21 protein-coding genes are annotated in these 21,609 nt (G+C 47.4%); 7 read left to right on the plus strand and 14 right to left on the minus strand.

All coding sequences use genetic code 11. The features are described from left to right. Window positions 1-6: 6 nt before the first annotated feature. Complete coding sequence (coaBC, locus tag ACTCCX_RS09365; RefSeq protein ID WP_463275745.1) at window positions 7-1,227, plus strand: bifunctional phosphopantothenoylcysteine decarboxylase/phosphopantothenate--cysteine ligase CoaBC; 1,221 nt, start codon at window positions 7-9, stop codon at window positions 1,225-1,227. 452 nt (window positions 1,228-1,679) lie between these two features. On the opposite strand, the gene ACTCCX_RS09370 is transcribed toward coaBC, so the two are convergent. From ACTCCX_RS09370 to ACTCCX_RS09385, 4 genes are all read right to left on the minus strand, one after another. Continuing rightward, on the minus strand, window positions 1,680-2,078 hold the full coding sequence (locus ACTCCX_RS09370) for a type II toxin-antitoxin system death-on-curing family toxin (RefSeq protein ID WP_084253723.1): 399 nt from the start codon (window positions 2,076-2,078) through the stop codon (window positions 1,680-1,682). Next, complete coding sequence (locus ACTCCX_RS09375; protein ID WP_068559528.1) at window positions 2,075-2,329, minus strand: AbrB/MazE/SpoVT family DNA-binding domain-containing protein; 255 nt, start codon at window positions 2,327-2,329, stop codon at window positions 2,075-2,077. Before ACTCCX_RS09375 ends, ACTCCX_RS09370 begins: the two co-directional genes overlap by 4 nt. Window positions 2,330-2,408: 79 nt before the next feature. After that, window positions 2,409-2,792, minus strand: coding sequence for a hypothetical protein (locus ACTCCX_RS09380; protein WP_463275746.1), 384 nt, complete (start codon window positions 2,790-2,792; stop codon window positions 2,409-2,411). 171 nt (window positions 2,793-2,963) lie between these two features. Then, window positions 2,964-3,518, minus strand: coding sequence for a redoxin domain-containing protein (locus ACTCCX_RS09385; RefSeq protein WP_463275747.1), 555 nt, complete (start codon window positions 3,516-3,518; stop codon window positions 2,964-2,966). A 271-nt stretch (window positions 3,519-3,789) separates the two neighbouring features. On the opposite strand from ACTCCX_RS09385, the gene ACTCCX_RS09390 reads away from it, so the two are divergent. Together ACTCCX_RS09390 and ACTCCX_RS09395 are read left to right on the plus strand one after the other, a co-directional pair. Next, window positions 3,790-4,932, plus strand: coding sequence for a hypothetical protein (locus tag ACTCCX_RS09390; RefSeq protein ID WP_463275748.1), 1,143 nt, complete (start codon window positions 3,790-3,792; stop codon window positions 4,930-4,932). A 13-nt stretch (window positions 4,933-4,945) separates the two neighbouring features. Continuing rightward, window positions 4,946-5,623 (plus strand): PspA/IM30 family protein, encoded by a 678-nt coding sequence (locus tag ACTCCX_RS09395; protein WP_463275749.1) that lies wholly within the window; start codon window positions 4,946-4,948, stop codon window positions 5,621-5,623. A gap of 153 nt (window positions 5,624-5,776) precedes the next feature. Here ACTCCX_RS09395 and ACTCCX_RS09400 read toward each other — a convergent pair whose 3' ends face one another. Continuing rightward, on the minus strand, window positions 5,777-6,328 hold the full coding sequence (locus tag ACTCCX_RS09400) for a tyrosine-type recombinase/integrase (protein ID WP_463275750.1): 552 nt from the start codon (window positions 6,326-6,328) through the stop codon (window positions 5,777-5,779). Window positions 6,329-6,693: 365 nt separating this feature from the next. Here ACTCCX_RS09400 and ACTCCX_RS09405 point away from each other — a divergent pair, with 365 nt between their 5' ends. Then, window positions 6,694-7,662, plus strand: coding sequence for a DUF1002 domain-containing protein (locus tag ACTCCX_RS09405; protein ID WP_463275751.1), 969 nt, complete (start codon window positions 6,694-6,696; stop codon window positions 7,660-7,662). 203 nt (window positions 7,663-7,865) lie between these two features. Next, entirely contained in the window at window positions 7,866-8,573 is a 708-nt protein-coding gene (locus tag ACTCCX_RS09410) for a M50 family metallopeptidase (protein ID WP_463275752.1), read from the plus strand. A gap of 72 nt (window positions 8,574-8,645) precedes the next feature. Here the strand turns inward: ACTCCX_RS09410 and ACTCCX_RS09415 are convergent, their stop codons facing one another. The 5 genes from ACTCCX_RS09415 to ACTCCX_RS09435 form a co-directional block, all read right to left on the minus strand. Next, window positions 8,646-9,026: a hypothetical protein gene (locus ACTCCX_RS09415; RefSeq protein WP_463275753.1), complete on the minus strand. Its 381-nt coding sequence runs from the start codon at window positions 9,024-9,026 to the stop codon at window positions 8,646-8,648. A 136-nt stretch (window positions 9,027-9,162) separates the two neighbouring features. Next, on the minus strand, window positions 9,163-10,428 hold the full coding sequence (locus ACTCCX_RS09420; protein ID WP_463275754.1) for a diaminopimelate decarboxylase: 1,266 nt from the start codon (window positions 10,426-10,428) through the stop codon (window positions 9,163-9,165). Continuing rightward, window positions 10,425-11,129 carry a TrmB family transcriptional regulator gene (locus ACTCCX_RS09425; RefSeq protein WP_463275755.1) on the minus strand — a complete coding sequence of 235 codons (705 nt, stop codon included), beginning with the start codon at window positions 11,127-11,129 and terminating at the stop codon, window positions 10,425-10,427. The genes ACTCCX_RS09420 and ACTCCX_RS09425 overlap by 4 nt, the downstream gene beginning before the upstream one ends. Window positions 11,130-11,285: 156 nt before the next feature. After that, complete coding sequence (udk, locus tag ACTCCX_RS09430) at window positions 11,286-11,903, minus strand: uridine kinase (RefSeq protein WP_463275756.1); 618 nt, start codon at window positions 11,901-11,903, stop codon at window positions 11,286-11,288. Window positions 11,904-12,044: 141 nt separating this feature from the next. Next, a complete protein-coding gene (locus ACTCCX_RS09435; protein WP_463275757.1) occupies window positions 12,045-12,983 on the minus strand; it encodes an AEC family transporter in 939 nt (312 codons plus the stop codon). A 180-nt stretch (window positions 12,984-13,163) separates the two neighbouring features. Between ACTCCX_RS09435 and ACTCCX_RS09440 the strand changes: the two genes are divergently transcribed. Together ACTCCX_RS09440 and ACTCCX_RS09445 are read left to right on the plus strand one after the other, a co-directional pair. Next, the gene (locus tag ACTCCX_RS09440) at window positions 13,164-13,883 is read left to right on the plus strand and encodes an IS1096 element passenger TnpR family protein (protein ID WP_463275758.1); all 720 of its coding nucleotides are present in this window, start codon (window positions 13,164-13,166) and stop codon (window positions 13,881-13,883) included. A gap of 237 nt (window positions 13,884-14,120) precedes the next feature. Then, entirely contained in the window at window positions 14,121-15,089 is a 969-nt protein-coding gene (locus ACTCCX_RS09445; protein ID WP_463275759.1) for a hypothetical protein, read from the plus strand. A 54-nt stretch (window positions 15,090-15,143) separates the two neighbouring features. On the opposite strand, the gene ACTCCX_RS09450 is transcribed toward ACTCCX_RS09445, so the two are convergent. From ACTCCX_RS09450 to ACTCCX_RS09465, 4 genes are all read right to left on the minus strand, one after another. Then, window positions 15,144-15,374, minus strand: a complete 231-nt coding sequence (locus ACTCCX_RS09450) for an excisionase family DNA-binding protein (RefSeq protein ID WP_463275760.1) — start codon at window positions 15,372-15,374, stop codon at window positions 15,144-15,146. 78 nt (window positions 15,375-15,452) lie between these two features. After that, a complete protein-coding gene (locus ACTCCX_RS09455) occupies window positions 15,453-16,709 on the minus strand; it encodes a hypothetical protein (RefSeq protein ID WP_463275761.1) in 1,257 nt (418 codons plus the stop codon). Window positions 16,710-16,887: 178 nt separating this feature from the next. Then, entirely contained in the window at window positions 16,888-20,427 is a 3,540-nt protein-coding gene (nifJ, locus tag ACTCCX_RS09460; protein ID WP_463275762.1) for a pyruvate:ferredoxin (flavodoxin) oxidoreductase, read from the minus strand. A 233-nt stretch (window positions 20,428-20,660) separates the two neighbouring features. Next, window positions 20,661-21,455, minus strand: a complete 795-nt coding sequence (locus ACTCCX_RS09465) for a carbon-nitrogen hydrolase family protein (RefSeq protein ID WP_463275763.1) — start codon at window positions 21,453-21,455, stop codon at window positions 20,661-20,663. Window positions 21,456-21,609 lie beyond the last annotated feature (154 nt).

Here is a 21,609-nt window from a genome sequence, read left to right on the forward strand (position 1 = left end):
TATAATTTGTTAACAAACAAGAAAGTAACCATCTATGTTACGGGCGGCATTGCAGTCTATAAAGCAGCCGATCTCGTCAGAAAATTCATCAAAGCGGGTGCAGATGTCAGAGTCGCGATGACTGCTTCCGCACAGGAATTTGTCACTCCGTTGACATTCCAGGTTTTGAGCAAGCACGACGTCTACACAGACACCTTCGATGAAAAAGATGCGCAGTTCGTCAGCCATATCCATTTGGCGGACTGGACCGAGCTAGCTGTCGTGGCGCCGGCAACAGCCAACATCATCGCCAAGATGGCGAACGGCATCGCCGATGATTTTGTGTCGACTGCGCTATTGGCGACGACAGCTCCGAGGCTGATTGTGCCTGCCATGAACCAGCATATGCTGGAGAATCCGGCTACAGTCCGGAATATGGAAGCTCTAAAAAGCTACGGCTATGAAATCATGGAACCCGACACCGGCTTCTTGGCTGAAGGATACGAAGGTAAAGGGCGCATGCCTGAACCGGAAAAGATTGTTGAGGCGGCGCAGTTGGTCGTTTTGAACAACGCCAAAGAACTGCCTTTGAAAGGCAAGAAGGTGCTCATAACGGCAGGCGGAACGAAAGAGCGCATCGATCCGGTCCGTTTCATCACCAATGATTCTTCCGGTAAAATGGGCTACAGTTTGGCGAAAGCCGCCCGTGATTTGGGGGCTGAAGTCACGTTGGTCACCGCAACGGATCTGTTGCCGATTCCTTTCGGGGTCGAAGCAATATCCGTGCATTCCTCGAAAGAAATGGCAACTGCAGTTTTAGATAAATTTCACAATCTCGATATGGTCATTATGGCAGCGGCTGTTTCAGATTACAGACCAAAAGCGCAAGCGACAGTCAAAATCAAGAAAACAAACCAGGATTTGACCTTGGTATTAGAGAAAACCACAGATATCTTGGCTGAACTCGGAAAAAGAAAGACGGATCAATTTTTGATCGGTTTTGCAGCCGAAACGCACGAAGTCGAACATTATGCATTAGACAAATTGAAACGTAAAAACGCGGACATGATTGTAGCAAATGACGTTTCGAAAGAATATGCAGGCTTCAACAAGGATACAAACGAAGTAAGTATTTATCAATTGGACAAGGAACCAATCCAGATTTCGGTACGGTCAAAAGATTTGATTGCCGAAGAAATATTGTATGCAGCCATCGAATCGATGCATGACAAAGCTGGCACAGAATAAGTTAAAAAAACAAAAAAATAACATAATGTAGCAAAATTGCGATACGGATTAAACTTTCGCAATTTTGCTATTTTTATATGGTGCGATCAAGATGAATTTGATTATCACGGTTCCTGTTAACTATCATACATAACTTCGTATAATATATATTATGTAAACTAGAATATCCAAATTTGAATAGAAGGTCTTCACCCTATGCTTTTGGAGAGATTTATCAGTATTTTTCTATTATTCTGGATCACAACAGATTGTAATCTTATTTTTTGGTTATATTTGAGAAATTATTCCTCGTTGAATCTTTTTCAACTTCACAAATATGCAAAAACATTCTGGAGTATCCACACATATCCCTGAATTTTTTTATGTCAAGATGATCACTCAGGTAATCTGTCGGCAATATAGATTCGCAATCTAAAAAGCGCCCTAGGTTTCCCAGGACGCATGTGAGGGCGCTATGTCAACTTTTCAGAAATTTCTTTGATAACCATATCCTTTAGGGCGTCAAAATTATCATCCCAAGTTGCAACATTGACGCATAGCGAAATTGCTTCATCTGTCGTGAGTGACAATTCTTTGCTGTTCAATGCCAGAAAGGCTTCTAAAGCGACGAAGGCTGTACGTTTATTTGCGTTGTGAAAACAATGCTTTTTGACTAGGTTGATAAACAAGATTGCTGCTTTTTCAATGATTGAAGGATAAACCTCTTCTCCAAATGCAGTAGCATTAACAGAATTTACACACATATGCAACGAGCCCGAATCTTTTACACCAATCAATTCATCTGGAGAGTATCGCTGAATGAGATATACATTGATCGCAATGAGTTGGCTTTCAGACAAAGAAACAATCATTTGTCGACCAATTCTTTCAATGCTTCATCATTTTTGTCACAAATGCCCTTCACCAATTCCATAAACGACTCTGTGATTACTTCTTGTTTCTTTTTCATTGTTACTTTTTCACCTTGTGTATCAAATTCTAATGTGTCCCCTTCTTTAAGGCCAATTTGCTGCAACACTTCCATTGGAATAGTTACCGCAAGACTGTTTCCGACTTTTCTTAATTTTCTTTCAATAACTTTATTTTCTTTTGTCAGAGTCATTTTCTATCCCTCCTATCCCTTGTATACACATTATACATTATATAAGATACATAGTGAAGAACAAATGCTCTGATACCCATCAGTCGAAATACTGAAACAGTTTTCCTTTGACTTCTTCGAGAAATTCCAAATCGGAAGCGGTTGGATTTTCGATTTCCAGCAATGTGAGATAATCATCCGAATCCATGCTATTGACAACAAGTTCGGCTAAAGAACCATGGGGAAATTTGTTCATGCGTATGTCGAGCTCAGATTCGAGATAAGCGCGGTTAAATCCTGAATAGGACTGAATCTTTCTGATCAGATCCTCATAATTCACGTTTTTTCTTTGCTCTGTCACAATTTCATTCATGAACATCAGGATTTCTTGTTCCGTTTGAATCCTGTAATCCGGAGTCACCCTTTCTTTCAGACTTTGCAAAAACTGCTCCAATTTTATTCTGTTGACCGTCACTTTTTTCATAATATCACTCACTCCTCGCTCCAGAATACTCCCGGCATTGTTTACACCTATATATTACCACCTTGGAGGCTGATTGGACGAATGAGAGCATTTGCGATATAGGCAAAAAAAAAGCGAAAGCGCCCTTTCCTATTGCCGGAATATGGGCGTTTTCGCTATGTTTTTCTATTTTCAGCTTCCTACAGGCACAGCCTGGAGCATTTGGTACAATTCAGATGGAGACGGCACATCGCTGATGTTTTCGGAGTAATGGCTCAGGACAACTTGCCCTTTTCTATCGACGACGATTGTCGCCTGCAGTTGCAGTTCATTCCCCTCAAAACGTTGACATTCGATTCCATAATAGTCAAATTCCAGCAATTTATCTTCAGAAACGCCGTATACAAGTTGTCGCATTGACTCTGAAGAAGGAATATTGAAGTGCCCATACAATTCCTGCTCTGGGTCCGCTATGACGGTGAATGGGATGCTCAATTTGGCAGTTCTTTCGGCAACAGCAGCTTCTGTACCCTGTATCACCATCAGGATTTCGATATCCTGTTCTTTGAGGAATTTGTAGGCATCGCGGTATTTCAGCATGTCCAGTTGGCTCATGCCGCACCCCAGATGTCTCAGGAAAATCACTGCAGTGAAATTGCGTTTCAGCTGAGATCGGAAACTTTCACAATTTCCATTATTCGTCAAAAATAAAAAGTCGTCTATTTCTGTTCCTTCGGTCAACTTCATGTAGCCAACTCCTTCCGCTTTTCCCTTAAGATTATTCCTTCGAGTGCCATTTTTAATGCCGGTACGTTGATTCCAAGTAAGAACATCTTACCGTTTCTTTCAGATTTTGTCGATGTTATTGTTACATTTTCTTGTCAGAATATATTCCATGAGATTTTCCTAAGACTGTAGTTGAAGTCATATTTGTCCAATAGCTACAAATTGACAGCGTTTACAGATTGTGATAGATTGACTTTGATGAGGCAATCAAGCATATAAGGAGGTGTAGAATATGGCAAGAGGAGGCGGTGGCGGTTCACGTGGAGGAGGCGGTTCATTCGGTGGTAGCCGTGGTGGCGGCGGCCGAAGCAGCGGCGGTCGCGGCAGTTCCTTTGGTGGCGGTTCATTCGGCGGCAGCAAAAGCGGTCGTGGTGGAAGTCGCGGTGGAAGTGGTGGATCATTTGGTGGCGGGTTTAATATCCCCCGTTCCGGTTCGAGTGGCCCTATTTTCCGGAGCGGCCCGATCATCAGAGGCCCCTCATCCGGCGGGCCTATCTTCTCTGGTGGAGGTCCCAGAGGCGCCCCGGGGTGCGGCTTAGGTTGCGGTACGATCGCATTGATCTTGGTCATCCTGGCTATTGTTTTTGGTTTGATTTTCTCCTTCAATACAGGATCTTCGCTTTCAGGTTCGGGAGGAGGCAATGAAATCACCCTTTCTACAGTGGAACGGGAACCCCTTCCGGATGGATCGGTCACGGAAACGGATTATTACACAGACACGATCGGTTGGATCGGAAACCGTTCTGAATTGACCTCGGGGATGAAGCATTTCTACGAAAAAACCGGCGTGCAACCCTATCTGTATTTGACGGATGACATCAACGGCTCGACGAATCCTTCGATGGAGGATTTGGAAAGCTTCGCGAACGAAAAGTATGACGAACTATTTGCTGACGAAGCCCATCTGCTGTTGGTCTTCTTCGAATATCAACCCAGCTTGTACATGGATTATTATGTGGTCGGCACGCAGGCTGCCACCGTCATCGATACGGAGGCCGGCGATGTCTTGCTTGATTATATCGATTCCTATTACTATGACGACAACAAAACGGACGAAGAATTTTTCAGCCATGCTTTCCGGGATTCTGCGGATCGCATTATGGAAGTGACGCGCTCCCCGTGGATCACGGTCCTGATCGTATTCGGCGTTGTTATCCTGCTCGCCCTTCTGTTCTTGTGGTGGCGGCATGCCAAAAAACAAAAGAATCTGGAAGCGCAGCAAACCGAAGACATCCTGAAGACGCCGTTGGATACGTTCGGCAACACCGAGGCGGAGGAACTGACGAAAAAATATGATACCAACGTCCCGCAACAAACCGATACAACCCCTACCCCGCAGCCAGAAGACGAAACCAAGGAAGACACGAAACCCTAAGGAGGAAACGGAAATGGCAATACTGGAGAGATTCTCGGATATCATCAGTGCGAACATCAATGCTTTGATCGACAAAATGGAAAATCCCGAAAAAATGATCGACCAATACCTGCGCGACATGATGGAAGATTTGGCTGAAGTCAAAAGGAGCACGGCTGGCGTCATGGCTGAGGAAACAAGGACCAAACGCTTGGTTGATGAAAACCAGGCCGAAGTCATCAAATACACGGACTACGCCAAAAAAGCTTTGGCTGCGGCCAATGAGAACGATGCGCGCATTTTCCTGACTAAAAAGCAGGAATTGGAGAATGTAGGTGCCGGATTGGCGACTTCATACGCTTCGGCCCATGAGAATGCCGTCAAGATGCGCCAGATGCACGATAAGTTGGCGACCGACATCGAAACGCTCAAAACCCGCCGTGAAATGATCAAATCCAAGATGGCGGTCGCCAAAACCCAGGAGACCCTGAACAAGGCTACGGATTCCATCGCCAGCACGAAAGGTGCCATGAGTTCCTTCGAACGGATGGAAGAAAAAGCCGATAAAATGTTGGATGAAGCCAACGCGATGTCCGAGCTGAACATGACGCCGATCGATGAAGCCAAAGCGCTGGAAGAAAAATATGCCAGCCAAGGATCGGCATCCGTCGAAGATGAGCTTGAGAAAATGAAAAAAGATATGGGATTGTAAAACCCCGCTAAATTCAAAAAAGTGCACCCTGCCCAGATGGCAAGGTGCATTTTTTTGCTGATTTCGTGCAAACGCATTTTGAGGATGCTTCGTGATGGTGGGTACGCCATCACATTTGAAATCGCCTCAAAATGCGTTATTTTGTTGCAGGTGCTAAAAGCCAAAATCGACGCGTTTGTAAACGTTGTTGATGTTCTCCTGCGTGATGTCGATATAGCGGAGCGTGACCGCCTGCGATGAATGCTGAAAGATGGTCTGGAGCAAAGAAATGTCGACGCCCTGCTTGTAGGAATGATAACCGAAGCTCTTTCGCAGCGAATGGGCGCTCAAAGTGATGCCGATCATATCCCCGGCATGCGCGATGATGCGGTGGGCCTGCGTGCGTTTGATGTGACTTTTCTTGTCAGCGTTGGAATAGAATAAATAATCGGCAGCACCCAGCCCTTCCTTTTCGACATAATCCGAAATGGATTGCTTCAAGCGGTCATGGATGGCCAGTTCTTTCTTTTTGCCGGTTTTCATTTCAACGATCTGGTAAGACTCTTTCCCCAATACTTGCCCTACCTTGACGTTCAGAATGTCGCTGATGCGCAGACCGGTGCGGATGGCATACTCAAGCAGGAGGCGATTTTTCGAATAAGGCGGATAAACGTCCATCAATGTTTGGATTTGGCTGATGTCTTTGATTGCATGGGTCGTATTCACTGAAATGTCCTCTTGTTTCCTCGATTTTTACCCGCTGAAATCGCGGTATTTTCTGCAGATTCCGATAAAAAAAGCATACCATTTTGGCATTGATAAATCAACGTTTTGGAGGGAACACAATTATACATGTGTTCCCTTATTTTGTGTCCATCCCCATGGTTCAGCAGGCTGCAGAAACGACTTTTCAGGCGATTTCGAACACGATGGCAGCCCACCGTGTTCGAAATGTCGCGAATGAGACTTTTTTGGGCAGGCTTTGACTTTACGTCGTGAAAGCTTCATAATTATTTAAAGAAATCATAATACATTTCGTAAAGTATCTTTGATACAATGCTAACAAGCTACGAAAGAAAGAAGGTTTAAACATGAAACTGAAAAAAATGATGACAGTAGGTCTGGCTTCGTTGACCTTATTGGGAATTACCGCTCCAGCAGCGTTCGCCGATAAAGTCGCAATCGAACCGATCTTCACTTACGGCGAAAGTCTTACGGCCGCTCAGCTTGAGGAAACACGGGAAACGCTGGGAGTTGCTGAAGGAACGAATGAATTAGTCGTGGCCGTCAATGAATTGAATGGCTTGCTGCAGGATTCTTACCCTTATAACCAAGTCTATTCCAGCACATACATCACTCCGGCAGACATCGATGGTGCTGTTTCGGTAGAAATCTTGACGCCTGAAACAATCACGGCGATCACCGAAGCGCAATACAAGAATGCCGCAATCACTGCCGGCGCAGTCGATGTGGACATCAAAGTAGCATCTTCAGTCAAAGTAGACGGGTCCGGCGCGTTGGCTGGCGTATACAAAGCTTTCGCCGATGCAGGCAACACGCTGGACGCAGCAGCAGTGGAAGTCGCCCAGGAAGAACTGGCTGTTACCTCTGCCGTTACCGAAGAGAACCAAGACAACAGCGGCTATTCGGATGAATTGATGAATGCCGCAATCGTGGAAATGAAACAGGACATCCAGGAGGCGAAAGATGCCAACAATGGAAGCCTCAGCGCTGACGATATCCGCCAGATAGTCGAGGACGTGCTGAAGAACTACAATCTGGACACCATCCTGTCAGCTGACAACATAACGAACATCCAAAACCTGATGATCAATTTCGGCGACATCAACCTGACGACTGAGCAAAAAGAACAGATCGCAGCCTTCGGGGAAGAACTGCAGGCAACGGGCGGACAATTGTTCGAACAGGCAAAAACAGCCTGGAGCAATGTCGATCAGGAGCAACTGAAGGAAGACAGCATGGGCATCTGGGAATCCATCGTCCAGTTCTTCACCAATCTTTTCGGCGGGAACGACAGCACTTCGACTGAAGCCGAATAACTGAAGCATTGCTGTTCAAATAAAGTTGCTTGCACAAAACAGAAGACCCCCTTTCTGCATTCATCGAAAGGAGGGCTTCTGTTTTTTTTCAGATACTTTCGTGAATGACCATGATAATTGCCTGTTATCTTCACAAAAAATTTAAATTTGCATGTTATTCTCTTGGGAACTACTGGTGCATGCATCGAAAGGAGAATTACTGTATGCTGGAGCTTCCCGTATTGTTTGCCATCTTTTTTACGATGGCCTATTTCACCTTTTCAAGCCGCGGCATGCTGGCGTATACGATCGGAATCTATCTGGATCTTCCCAATGTCATCATCCACGAATGCGGCCATGCTTTGACGGCGCGCTTATGGGGCGGAAGCATTCAGTCGGTAAAATTCCACATCCTTCCCTCCATCGTCAAAAACGGAGGCATCCTCGGTGTTGCAGAAATCGGGAACCGTAGCGGGACGGGAATGTTTTTCAGTCTGCTGGGCGGTTATGTATCGCAGGCATTGTTTTTTGTGGTCATGGCTTATTTGTATCTGCAGGGACTACTGCTGTGGATCATTCCGCTTTTCCTGGGTGTCTATTTGCTTACAAATTTGCTGGCGCGGGAAAAAAGCTTTTGGCAGAACCTGATTATGCTGGTTGTGATCGGTAGCTCGATTCTGATGTACCGCAACAACTACAGCTTTATGCTGCAGATTTACCAATCTATGGACGTCATCACAATCGCTTTTGTCATCTGGTATATGTTTGGCTTGGCGCATCAATTCTTTATCGTACTGCTTCTGAAAAACGACAGCCATTGGGACGGGTCGGACTTGGCGAAAAGAACGTTCGTGCCTACCCTCTTCTGGAAAGCCTGCTTTCTCCTTACCATGGGCGGAGCCTATTTCGCTCCCTTTTGGCTGCAACACTAGTTGATTTGAAACAGACCAAGAAAGCTGAAGAACCGCCTAAATAAGGTCGGATCTTCAGCTTTTTTGTTGGCTTTATTTTTGGGCCAGAAGTGCTTCGACTTTGGCAATGTCGATCAGGTCTTTTTCCCTGCCTAGCTGTTTCTTCATCACGATGATTGACTCTAGGCTCGCAACCGGAATCCCTTCGATCATGGTGATTTCTCCGGAGTGCCAGTCTTCAAATATTTCCACGTCATCGCTGTAGACCACTTTTCGGGCAAAATCGCCCTGTTTGATAGGGTATCCCTGCGCCGCTAAAGTCCGGAATGCTTCTTTGTTGCAGCTGATGTCGATATCCTTTGTTTCCTCTTTTATGCCATGCATAACCAGGGCCGTTCCGGTGATGACGCAGTAGTCTCCAATCTTCAACGGAAGCGCCGATACGCTTTCCTTGATCGTTTCTTTTCGGAACATGTCCTTCACCCCTCATCTTTTTCATCCAGAAGATATTATATCATGTAGCCTGATCAAATTACTGGAAAGGAGCCAAAAAAAGACGAAGCAACGAACATTCAGGATGCTCGTTGGTTCGTCTGAAATTCATATCCGTTTATTTTATGTCTTTGAATAGGCCTGTGAAGTCGAAGGTTGCGAAGTAATCCGCAGGCGTCTCCGCACGACGGATCATTTCTGTGCCGCCGTCTTCCTTCAAAAGGATTTCGGCCGAACGCAATTTTCCGTTATAGTTGTAGCCCATCGAGAAACCATGCGCCCCGGTATCATGGATGACAACCAGATCGCCGATATCGATTTTAGGCAGCATGCGGTCGACAGCGAATTTATCGTTGTTTTCGCATAAGCCCCCGGTCACATCGTACTTGTGGTCAGCTGGTTGGTCCTCTTTCCCCATCACGGAGATGTGATGATACGCTCCGTACATCGCCGGACGCAACAAATTGACTGCGCTGGCATCCAGACCGATGTAATCTTTGTAGATATGCTTCTCATGGATGGCCTTTGCCACCAAGCAACCGTATGGCCCAAGCATGAAACGGCCCAACTCCGTATAGATCGCAACATCGCCCATGCCGGCAGGCACCAAGATTTCTTCGAACGCCTTGCGGACGCCTTCACCGATTTTTGCCACATCTGCAGCTTTTTGCTCCGGAAGGTAGGGGATGCCGATTCCTCCTGAAAGGTTGATGAAAGTGATATCCGCACCGGTTTCTTCCTTCAATTCAACGGCCGTCTGGAACAGGATGCCCGCCAGGATCGGATAATACTCATCGGCTACATTATTGCTGGCCAAAAACGAATGCAAGCCAAAATGTTTCACCCCTTTTGCCATCAGCTTTTTGAAACCTTCCGTCAATTGCGGGCGTGTGAAGCCATATTTTGCGTCTTCGGGTTTGTCCATGATTTCATTATTGATCGTGAACTCACCACCAGGATTGAATCGGCAGCTGACGGTTTCCGGTAGTCCGGCTGCTTGTTCCAGGAAATCGATGTGGGTGATATCGTCCAAGTTGATGGTCGCATTCAGTTTGCGGGCCAATTGGAAGTCTTCCTTTGGTGTCACGTTTGATGAAAACATGATTTCATCACCTTTGAATCCGAGCGCATCGGACATCATCAGCTCCGTGTATGTCGAACAGTCAACGCCGCAGCCTTCTTCCTTCAGAATCTGCAGAATGGCAGGTGTCGGTGTTGCCTTCACGGCGAAGTATTCCTTGAAGCCTTTGTTCCAGGAGAATGCCTCATTCAGTTTGCGCGCATTCTCACGGATGCCTTTTTCATCATATAAATGGAAGGGTGTCGGATACTTTTGTACGATTTCTTCCAACTGCTCTTTTTCAACAAATACTTTTTTTGTCATTTCGCTTCAAATCCTCTCATCATTTCGACTACTTTGATTTCGTTCTGCAAAGATTCTTTCAACAAATCAACTACATTTTTCTTTCCGGAGTACAGGCAAGTGGAAAACTCCCCTTCATCGATATCTCCAGTCAGAACGGTCGTGGAATCCACGATGATCCTCACTTGCTTTTTCGGTTTCTCCAAAAGATGGACCGTCATTCCGTCATGCGGGAATTGGGTATCGGTTATGACGACCATTTTAATGCCACGCTGATGCGCCGCCTGCATTTCCGGCAAAAGGGCCGGCAGGATATTCCCGGAAACGGACAAGTAGACGCGGGACTTCGATTCCGAAATCATGTTACGCATTTTGTCCATTATGCGGTGTTCACCTGTGATGGTGATGTAACCTTCCGCATCTTCTCTCCTTTGGGGGATGTTCTTTATCAATTCCTGCTTTGTTTCCTGAAGCGAGCGGATTTTGTTTCCGCAGAACTCTTCAACGGGCACAGGTGTGTATCGGGTTGTCTCGCCTTCAATGATGAAAGACGCTCCTTTTTCGACCAACGAGGCCAATGATGCATAGGCGTTCGAACGCGAAATGCCGGTTATTTTCGATACTTCGTAGCCGTTCAGGTCCCCATCCGCAAGCAAAGTCAGGTAGATGGTCGCTTCATGTCTGGTCAGATTAAATCGGGTCAACAATTCTGTGTTATCCACTGAATAGATCCTCTCATTTCAATGCGTGTTCTGCTTTTTTGACAGTAGTATTACTGCATAGGAACACTATATACCATTTCTGTTTTCTTGTCTATTTCTAACGCTTTTTTCATGAATTAATTTTTTGGGATTTATCAATCGGAAACATACCGCTCATCAAGCATGATGATGGCTGTAGTGTTCCACCAAGTCTCCGAGCATATCGGTGGCGATGTCGTTCTGGCCCCCGCGCGGCACGATGATGTCTGCCTTTATTTTGGAGGGTTCAATGAATGCATCATGCATCGGTTTGACGGTCGTCAGATAACGGGCGATCGTACTTTCATACGTGCTGTTCCGCTCGCGGATATCCCGTTCGATTCTTCTGATCAGGCGGATGTCCGGTTCAGCATCAACAAATATTTTGATGTCGATCATGGAAACCAGCTTGGGTATGGCCAAAATCAGGATCCCTTCCAGGATGACGACAGGCTTCGACTCGATGGGGGTGGTCTTTTCCGAACGCGATTGGACACCAAAATCATAGATCGGCGCTTCGATATCCTGGCCTGATCGGAGCTTGGACAAATCCGCTACCAGCAATTCATTATCGAAGGCGTTCGGATGATCGAGATTCAGGTTTACGCGTTCTTCTATGCTCAGATGTGTCTGATCCTTGTAGTACCAATCCTGCGACACATAGACGACATTCTCTTTTCCCAGCCTTTTTGCGATCGTTTTTGCTACAGTCGTTTTGCCGGCTCCCGATCCTCCGGTTATCCCGATGATGATCATCTTTATCGTCCCCTGTCATTAGATGGTGGTGTTTCCTCTACATCCATTATAAACTTTCGCCGGATCTAAGGCGAACGCGAGCAGAAAAAAAGAAAACAGAATCTGCATCAGAGCAGACAACCGTTTCCTTTGCCAAAAGATTCAAATCAAATACAATGATTTCAGTACCGTTATGAACACGACCAAACTGAACATCGAAAGGATGGTCGTGAAAACGACGATTTGGCTCGCCAAATCCGGATCTCCGCCCATCTGCTGCGCCATCGTGTAGCTGGATACGGCAGTCGGGCCGCCCAGCATCGTCATCATCGGCACCAGATTTTCGCCGGTCAATCCGTAGAGGACGGCCAATGTCAGGCCGATTATCGGGATCAAGACCAGTTTGAAGAATACCGTCACCGCCAGTTGGATGCGCGCATTATTCAAGGCGTCAAAGCGGAAAGTGCCGCCCATAACAATCAATGCCAAGGGTGTGACCAAGCCTTTGATCCCGCCGAGCGTATCGTCGAGGAACAGCGGGAATTCCAATCCGGAAAGACTGATCAGAATCCCGATGATCGTGCCGATGAACATCGGATTCTTGAGGATATCCAAGAAAATCCGCCCGGGTTGGGTTTTATGATCCGAATAGATGGAAAGCGCAACGACGGAGAGCACATTATTCAAGGGAACGATGACCGCAATCAGTATCGATGTCATCCCCAATTGGCTTTCCGACAACAACGAAGTTGCGATTGGCAAGCCGAACAGGACAAAGTTGGAACGGAACGTCCCTTGCAGCATCACCCCGCGTTTGGCATTGTCCTTTTCGATCCGCGGAATGAGCAAGGCAAAAAGAAAGAAAACGCTCAAGGTGAGTCCGACGGCGAACAGGAGCACATCCACCCTGAAGGTGCTTCTTATGTCCGCTTCGTAGACGTTCATCAGGAGATTGATCGGCAAAAAGAACCGAAAAATGGCATTGTTCAATTTTTGATAAGTCATGCCGTCCAGCAGCTTGGACCGCAACAATCCCTGCCCGATCAACATGTACAATAACAAAGGCATGACCGCATTCAGCGCAATGGAAAAATTCTCCAATAAAACATCTCCTTTTTCTGGAAGCATAATAAATAATACGCAGCCTTTTTAAGTAATGAAAGGCTTATTCAAGCAACATTATCAGTGTACCACAGATTTTCGGAGATGGACTATTGCTTGCTCGACCTTTGCGTGGTGAAGCGCTATACTTGAATAAAGCAGAGAACAGGGGTGATCGGAATGATTTATGAATTCAGGGTGGCTGTCCGCGACATCGGCGTGCCTATATGGCGGGATATCCAGGTGAACAGCGAAGAGACTTTTTACGATTTCAACAGCATCATCCAAGCGGCATTCAGTTGGAGCGGATTTTTCGAGCATCGTTTTGAAATTACGCGCTCCGGCGGCATAGACCTTCTTCCCATCATCATCGAGGAGACACCTTTGGACACTTTGGAAGATTATACGGACGAGAGCGATTTCCGGGAATATTCCGATGAAGAGCGTGAAGATGTGGATGAAATCGAAGAAGATGACTATGACTATTACGATGAAAACGACAGCGCGGAAAATGAGGACCAGACTCTCCAGAAATATTTCACCGATATCGATGATGCAGCGACCTATATCTATTTCACGGATGCCGTCATAGAAGTGGATATCCAGCTCACTGTGATGGTTGCTCCCCAAGAGGATTGCCGCTATCCGATTTGCGTAGCCGCCGAAAATGCCAGTCCGGACGAAATGGAAGACCGCAGCACCATTCTGCAAAATCGGGATCATTTGAAACTGACGGATACACATGATTTGATCCGTTTGATCAATTTCGCGTTATCCCAGTTGGGCGACTCGGATATTTTCGACGCGGGGTACGAGGATTTTGGGTCGGAATATGCGGTTGATACATATTGGGACGATGTGGAGTCAGAGGATACGGAGGATTCGCCTCCCGATTTCTGATTGACCCCTCAAATTAGGAAGCCTACCGCTCATTTACCAGCGGCAGGCTTTTTTTGATCATTTTTTCTGTTTAGCGGTGGACCCGGTCATACTTTCTTAACAAAAGAATCGTCATTCCGCAACAAACGCAGCATAAATCTGTGTTATGATGTCCTTTGAATGCTCCATGACCACGGAATATCGGTTTCGATGCTTCCGTTGTTGCGGAACAAATTGACATACAAGGGGGTATTAGGTATGACCTACCCGATCATCATCGTTTTTCTGATTATCCTGACATCTATCCATCTTATGAAAAAACGCAATGGCAAGGAATCCAGATTTCCATTCACGTCAGTCATTCTCGGCGCGCTTTTCGGATACCTGCAGCAAACCACTGCTATCGGCAGCCTTATCGGCATACCGGACCTCGGACTCTATCTCGCACTTGCCTTTTTAGGATTAGCCACTTTGAAGGTCCTGTTCGGGCGAAGCAAGCAGAAACGCGAAGCGAATGCGCGATTCCGAAGCGGCATTTCCGGTTTGATCCTTGGGACAGGCTTCCTCTATCTGCACACCCAAACCGGCAGCGACCAATTCATTGCCGCCAGAACGGGCATTTCCGGCCTGACGCTCTATTTGGCCATGGGCTGCTACGCACTGGCGTTCCTGTCCTTTTCTGCCAACCTGAATAAGCTGCTGAAGAAGCAAGGCACGCATTTCAGGAATGGCGTACTCGGAGTCCTTTTCGGCACAATTTTCCTGTTCCTGGATACGCAAACGATGGCCGGCGATTTTCTGACGTCTGTCACGGGACAGGACAGTCTGCTTCTGTACGCTGCACTCATCTGCTATGCGATTGCCGTCTTCAGCCTGCTTATGGAGGGCAACAAGCGCTTAAAACTGGCTGGCGGCAACAGCAAACGGGCGATCCTGTGCGCAGGGTTGGGCGGAATATTCAGATACATCCATCTGCATACAAGGTTGGACGATCTGTTGGGTGTTTCCAATTGGATGGGCACCCTTTCGTTTGGTCTGTTTATCGCAGCCGCAGTCTTCCTCGCGCTGGATCTCTTCAAATCGGGCAAATTGAAAAACAAGAAAAAGTCCGGCAAGCGGACTGGCGAACAAACGATACCTGTCTTCACAGCAGAACAGCCGGCTGTCGAAAATGCGAACGCAACCGGCCTCTCGCGGACTGAGTACAGACGCAAACAAAGCAAGTAAACATCCCAAATGAAAAAGCAGCGGACTCTCTTAGGTTGAGAGCCTGCTGCTTTTTCAATCCTCGTCCTTGATGTCGGGATCCTCCGGCAGAGGCGTATTCAGGTACAACTCCAGTTCTTGTTTGTACTTTTCCCTTTGCTCGATGAAAAGGTTGAATTGATTGCGGTTCAGGAGTATTTCATCATCCACGCGGATCGTGCGGATCTGACGCTCGCGGATCAAGCGCTGGATTTCGCTGACCGGCACTTCCAGATACTCGGCCGTTTCTTGAATATTCAGATACATAGTAACACCTTCCAAAAGCTCATTTCATTCATTCTACACCAAGTCCGGGAATTTTGGAAAAATTTTTCTGTGTTCCTTTCAGCGCAACCGATTGCTGTCGGGATTGAAGTAGTTTTTACGCTTGACCCAGACCGGACCGTCCCCTTTTGTTATCAAGAGCACATCGATCGGCCCACCGACTGTTTCCATCGAAAAAGAGATTTTGCCTTTAAAGGAGGTTATGTTGACCAACGTTTCGGCTATCAGAGCGAGTTCCTCCTTCGGCATTGAATCGATTGTCATCAATACAGGGGTCAAGTGCCGTTCCTGTTTCATGTTGTCGAACGCATCCAGACCCGATTCGACCAGCATAGCCTCCAATTTGTTGATTTCCTGGGCATCGCTTTCCTTCAACAACTTTTTCTCGGTCAGTTCCGAAACAAATTTCCTAAGCGTGGCGCGGAGCAATTCACCGAGATCGGCCTCCAGATCCGGCGCTATCCCGTTTATTACCGTATGGACCATGTCCTGTTGTGCGAACGGGACAATGGCCGAGGAACACCTGTCTTCGGCGAAATCATTCATCACGATTTGGCGCACAGTCAACCGTTTTTTGATCACTCTGTCGACGACACCGGCTATGTCGTACTGATAAATGCTGGGGAACAGTTCATCGTAGCCGAATCCGGCAATCACCAGGCCGGAGTATGTGTCGGGATAGTAGCTGTCGCTGTATAAGTAATTCCGCACGATCTTGTAAAGATCCGGTTTGAATTTATCGTAGATGTTTAAGCCCAGGAATACCGTATCAAAAAGTTCCTTGAAGATCTCATCCAGCTTCTCCCCGTAACGATCGGAGAAAACTTTGATTGGAGCCTTCTTGGTGATGCTCTTCATTTTTTCGCTTTCCTTCAGCAAAGCGGGAATCTTTTCCTCGACAGCTTTTTGGTAATCCGCCAGAGTAAAAGCACCGGGTGAAGGTACATAGGTCGTATTCTCCAAAATATTGCTGACATTCTCCGCATATCCGATGATGAGCACTTCGGTATAAATAGAGGAATAGATTTCATCCACACTTTCAAGATAGTTGAAAAATTCCGTGCAGTAATCCGAGACCGAATCCAGCGGCCGGGCACCTATTTTCTGGTGGAAGCCTTTAACGATGATTTCCCAAGGTATCCCCATAAACTGAACATTCCCGAACATCATGATGCCGATTGAATGGGTCGGTCCGAGAGAAAAAATCTTATTGCCTGAGTTAAAAATTTTCATCTGTTCGCTGTTGCCCATCGTCAAAGCCGAATCAGCCGCCAGGACCAATCCGTTCGCATTCAATATTCCTACCTCTGCCGTCATAAGGGTTCCTCGCTTTCTTCAGAAATCCACTTTATAAAAGCGCTTCCTCATTTCCATTATAGCCTTCCTTGAAGCTTTTCTCAAAACATTAGCGATGCCAAAGAAACAATGGAAGCCACCTGAACGCAACAAAAAAACCAGTCACCACAATCAGGCGGCGACTGGTTCGGATTTAAAGCTAGTCAGTATACGATTCCAAGCGGGCATAGGACTGATAGCGGTCTTTCGCTGCAAGGAGGCTTTCGTCGAAGATAGCCTGTACATGTTCAACATCATACTGGTTATACAACGAAGAATAGCGGACCTCTTCCATCAGGAAATCCTGGAAACGTTCAAACTGTGGTTCTTTGGAATCCAACTTGAATGGGTTTTTCCCTTTCAGTCGGTTTTCCGGATGGAAGCGGTAAAGATGCCAATAACCGACATCTACAGCATCTTTTTCGTGTTCCTGCGATACGGTCAAACCGCACGTGATGCCATGACTGATGCATGGGGAGTAAGCGATGACGATGGAAGGACCATCGTAGGCTTCCGCCTCGGAGATGACCTTCAGGGTATGCCGCGGATTCGCACCCATCGCGATCTGGGCGACATAGACGTAGCCGTAGTTCATCATCATCATGCCCAAGTCTTTTTTGCGGACCGGTTTGCCGCCGGAAGCGAACTCGGCGATGGCACCCAAATTGGATGATTTCGAAACCTGACCGCCTGTGTTGGAATAAACTTCGGTATCCAGCACGAGGATATTCACATCTTCCCCGCTTGCGAGGACGTGGTCGATCCCGCCGAAGCCGATATCGTAAGCCCAGCCATCGCCGCCGATCATCCAGGTGGAGCGTTTCATCAAATAGTCCTTATAGCCGACTAAGTCGTTGATCAATTGTTTGGTTTGCTGATCCGTTGTGTCCGCAGTCTCCAATGCCAGGATATAAGCTTCAGCTAATTTGCGGGCACCGTTTTTGTCGTTGAATCCTTCAGCCCAAGCTGTAGCTGCCGTTCTCAGCGTTTCGTCGATCTGCAGGTTCAGGAGTTCTCCTGTCAATGCCAGTGTCCGCTGACGCAGTTGTTTCGTGGCATGGTGCATTCCCAGTCCAAATTCCGCATTATCTTCCAGCAAGGAGTTTGCCCATGAAGGACCACACCCTGATTCGTTGGTCGTATAAGGAGTGGAAGGAGCCGATCCACCATAGATGGAAGAGCAGCCTGTCGCATTTGCAATCTGCATCCGATCGCCCACCACTTGGGTTACCAGTTTGATGTAGGGCGTTTCACCACAGCCGGCGCAGGCTCCGGAAAACTCGAACAACGGTTGTTCGAATTGGCTGCCTTTCACCGTATTGATGCCGACAGGATTTTCCTTGTGCGGCAAACGGATCATGTAATCCCAATTATTGTTTTCCTCGAGATGATCCTCACGGTTTTTCATCTCGATCGCTTTTTTGCGGGCAGGACAGGTCAGGACGCAGATGCCGCAGCCCGTGCAGTCGGCAGCGGATACTTGGATCCGGTATTTGTAGTCCTTGTATGGGCGCATCCCGTCCAGGAATTCCACTCCGTCAGGGGCATAGGCTGCCTCATCCTCGGTGGCCAGGAATGGTCGGATGGCGGCATGCGGACAGACGAACGAGCATTGATTGCACTGTATGCATTCCTCGGGGTTCCAGATCGGAATCTGGACAGCGATTTCGCGTTTTTCGTATTGCGTCGTCCCCTGCGGGAAAGTCCCGTCAGCCCGGTCCAAAAAGGCGCTGACAGGCAATTGATTGCCTTCCATCCGCTCCATCATGCTGGCGATGTTGCGGACAAAATCCGGCTGGTCCTTAAATGCTTCAGGCTCATCCTGTGCATCCTTCCAGCTGTCGGGAATACTGATTTTTTGGACAGCTTCCATGCCGGCATCGATCGCTTTCTCGTTCATGGAAATGATGGCTTCGCCTTTGTGCCCGTAAGATTTGCGGGCCGCTTCTTTCATGTGCTGCATCGCCTCTTCAGCAGGTATGACCGGCAGGATTTTGAAGAAAGCTGCTTGACAGATTGTGTTGATCCGCCCTCCCAGACCGATTTCCTTGGCAAGGTTGATGGCGTCGATCGTATAGAAGGCAATCTCATTTTCTGCGATATACCGCTTCATCTTGGCTGGCAACCGCATTTCAAGATCCTCAGTCCGCCAATTGGTGTTCAGCAGGAAAGCGCCGCCCGGCTTCAGGTTCTTCAGCATGTCGTATTTTTTGACGTAGGCGTGGTTGTGGCAAGCCACGAAATCAGCGCTTTCGATCAGATAAGGTTCATGGATCGGCTCTTTGCCGAAGCGCAGATCGGAAATGGTTACACCACCCGATTTTTTCGAATCGTAGGAAAAATAAGCCTGTACATGCATATCGGTATGATCGCCGATGATTTTGATCGAATTTTTATTAGCCCCGACAGTCCCGTCTGAACCGAATCCCCAGAACTGCGCCTCGAAAGTGCCTTCCTTGCGCACGTCGATCTGTTCATCGATCGCAAGCGAAAGGTGAGTGACGTCATCGTTGATGCCGATTGTGAAGGGATGTTGTGGTTGCTCTTTCTTCAAATTTTTGAAGACTGCGAAAATTTGCTCCGGTGTTGTGTCCTTCGAACCCAAACCATAACGTCCGCCGATGATCATCGGACGGTCAAGGCGATTGTTGAAGGCAGCGACGACATCCAAAAAGAGCGGTTCACCGATGGAGCCGGATTCTTTCGTGCGGTCGAGTACCGCAATCCGTTTTACGGAGTCAGGCAAGGCTTTCAAGAAGTGTCCGACACTGAATGGACGGTAAAGATGCACATTCAGGACACCGACTTTTTCCCCTAATTGATTCAGGTAATCTGCCGTCTCGCAGGCGGTCTCATATACGGAACCCATGCAGATAATGACCCGCTCTGCATCCATGGCACCATGATAATTGAACAGGCGGTAGTCGCGGCCTGTCAACTGGTTCATTTTTTCCATATACCCTTCGACAATTTGTGGAACGTCGTCATAATATGTGTTTGCCGCTTCCTTGGTCTGGAAAAAGACATCCGGATTCTGAGCCGTTCCTCGCAATGTCGGGTGGTTCGGGCTGAGGCTGCGGTCACGGAATGCTTTCAAGGCATCCTGATCGAGCATTTCCGCGAGGTCATCATACGATTGGACTTCGATTTTTTGGATTTCATGTGAAGTCCTGAAACCGTCAAAGAAATGCAGGAACGGCACGCGCCCTTTGATTGCCGCCAAATGGGCGACAGCTGCCAAGTCGGTAGCTTCCTGTACGCTGGAGGAAGCCAACATGGCATAACCAGTCTGTCTGCAGGCCATTACATCCGAATGGTCACCGAAGATGGAAAGTGCATGCCCACCCACCGAACGAGCAGCAACATGGATAACGGAAGGTAACAGTTGACCGGCCATTTTATATAGATCAGGAATCATCAGCAACAATCCTTGCGACGAGGTATAGGAACATGCCAATGCGCCTGCCTGCAGCGCTCCGTGCACAGTACCCGCGGCACCGGCCTCGGATTGCATCTGGGTTACTTTCACGGTTTGTCCGAAGATGTTTTTGCGGCCCTCTTGCGCCCAGTGATCGACAGCATCGGCCATCGGCGAAGACGGTGTAATGGGATAGATTCCTGAAATTTCAGTAAAAGCGTAAGATGTATAGGCTGCGGCAGTATTGCCATCGACAGTCATATACATTTTTTCGTTGGACATAAAGGATTCCTTCTCTCAAATCGTATAGTTCACATATTGGGGGATTGAACCCCTTTTTTCTCGGCCTTATCCCGCAATATGTCATCAAATGATGCATTTGCATGTTTCCATTATAGCAAAATAGTAAGTGCTCCGGTACACAAAGAAAGGCATTTATTCCCGAATTCCCGAAAGTTTGTGAATTCTGGATGCATTTATTCCTTTTGTCGATCTGCCTAATCCATGAAAATATTTTACTCCGCAACCGGCGGAGGAAGGATAGGAAGTTGCCTTCTGACGGACGCAACACGCTCGAGATCCACCGATACAATCGCCATGCCTTCCTCAAATCCTAGCTGAGCCAGCACGTTTCCCCATGGATCCGCCACAATCGAATGGCCATATGCGTGGTAACTGAAATCGAGGTCACGGGCGGGACTGACTCCTACCATAAAGAGCTGATTGTCGACGGCGCGCGCCCGGAACAGCAATTCCCAATGTGCCGGACCGGTCGTCATATTGAACGCGGCAGGCACAATACAGACGAGAGCCCCTTGTTTTTGGAGTCTCTCCCATTCGCTTTGGAATCGGATGTCGAAACAGATGCCCAAACCGAACAGCCCGAATTCGGTTTGGAAAACGCGCAAACCGTCCCCCGGAGTCAGTGTATCGGATTCCTTGAATGCTTGCCCGCCGTCCACCTGGATATCGAATAAGTGGGTTTTGCTGTATTCATGGAGCTCGTTGCCTTGGCGATCGAACGTATAACTCGTGTTGTAGATATTGTTGCCCCTAATTTGCGGAATCGACCCGCCGACCACATAGATTGCATTTTCTTTGGCCATGTTTGCGAGCCTTCTGTATGTTTCACCGCCTTTCGGTTCTGAATATTCTCGGAAATAGGCGTTATCATAAGGACAATTGAACATTTCAGGGAGAACAGCTACATCAGCTCCGCCCTGTGCTGCTTTTTTGACCAATTCTTCTGCCCGCTCTAGGTTCGTTTCCTTATCCTCTTTGACCATCATCTGAAGCAAGGCTATTTCCATTCCAATCACCTTCCTGTTCTTTTGTTCCAGTATAACGGTTTACTGACCAAGTGTCATAAGAAAAGCTGAACGGGTTCGTTCAGCCCTGAAAGAAATTTAGGAAATCTGTCCGACTGAGCATCGAAGAGCGCAATTGCTGAGAGACTTCCTGCGT

Source organism: Trichococcus sp. (genome assembly GCF_055118575.1).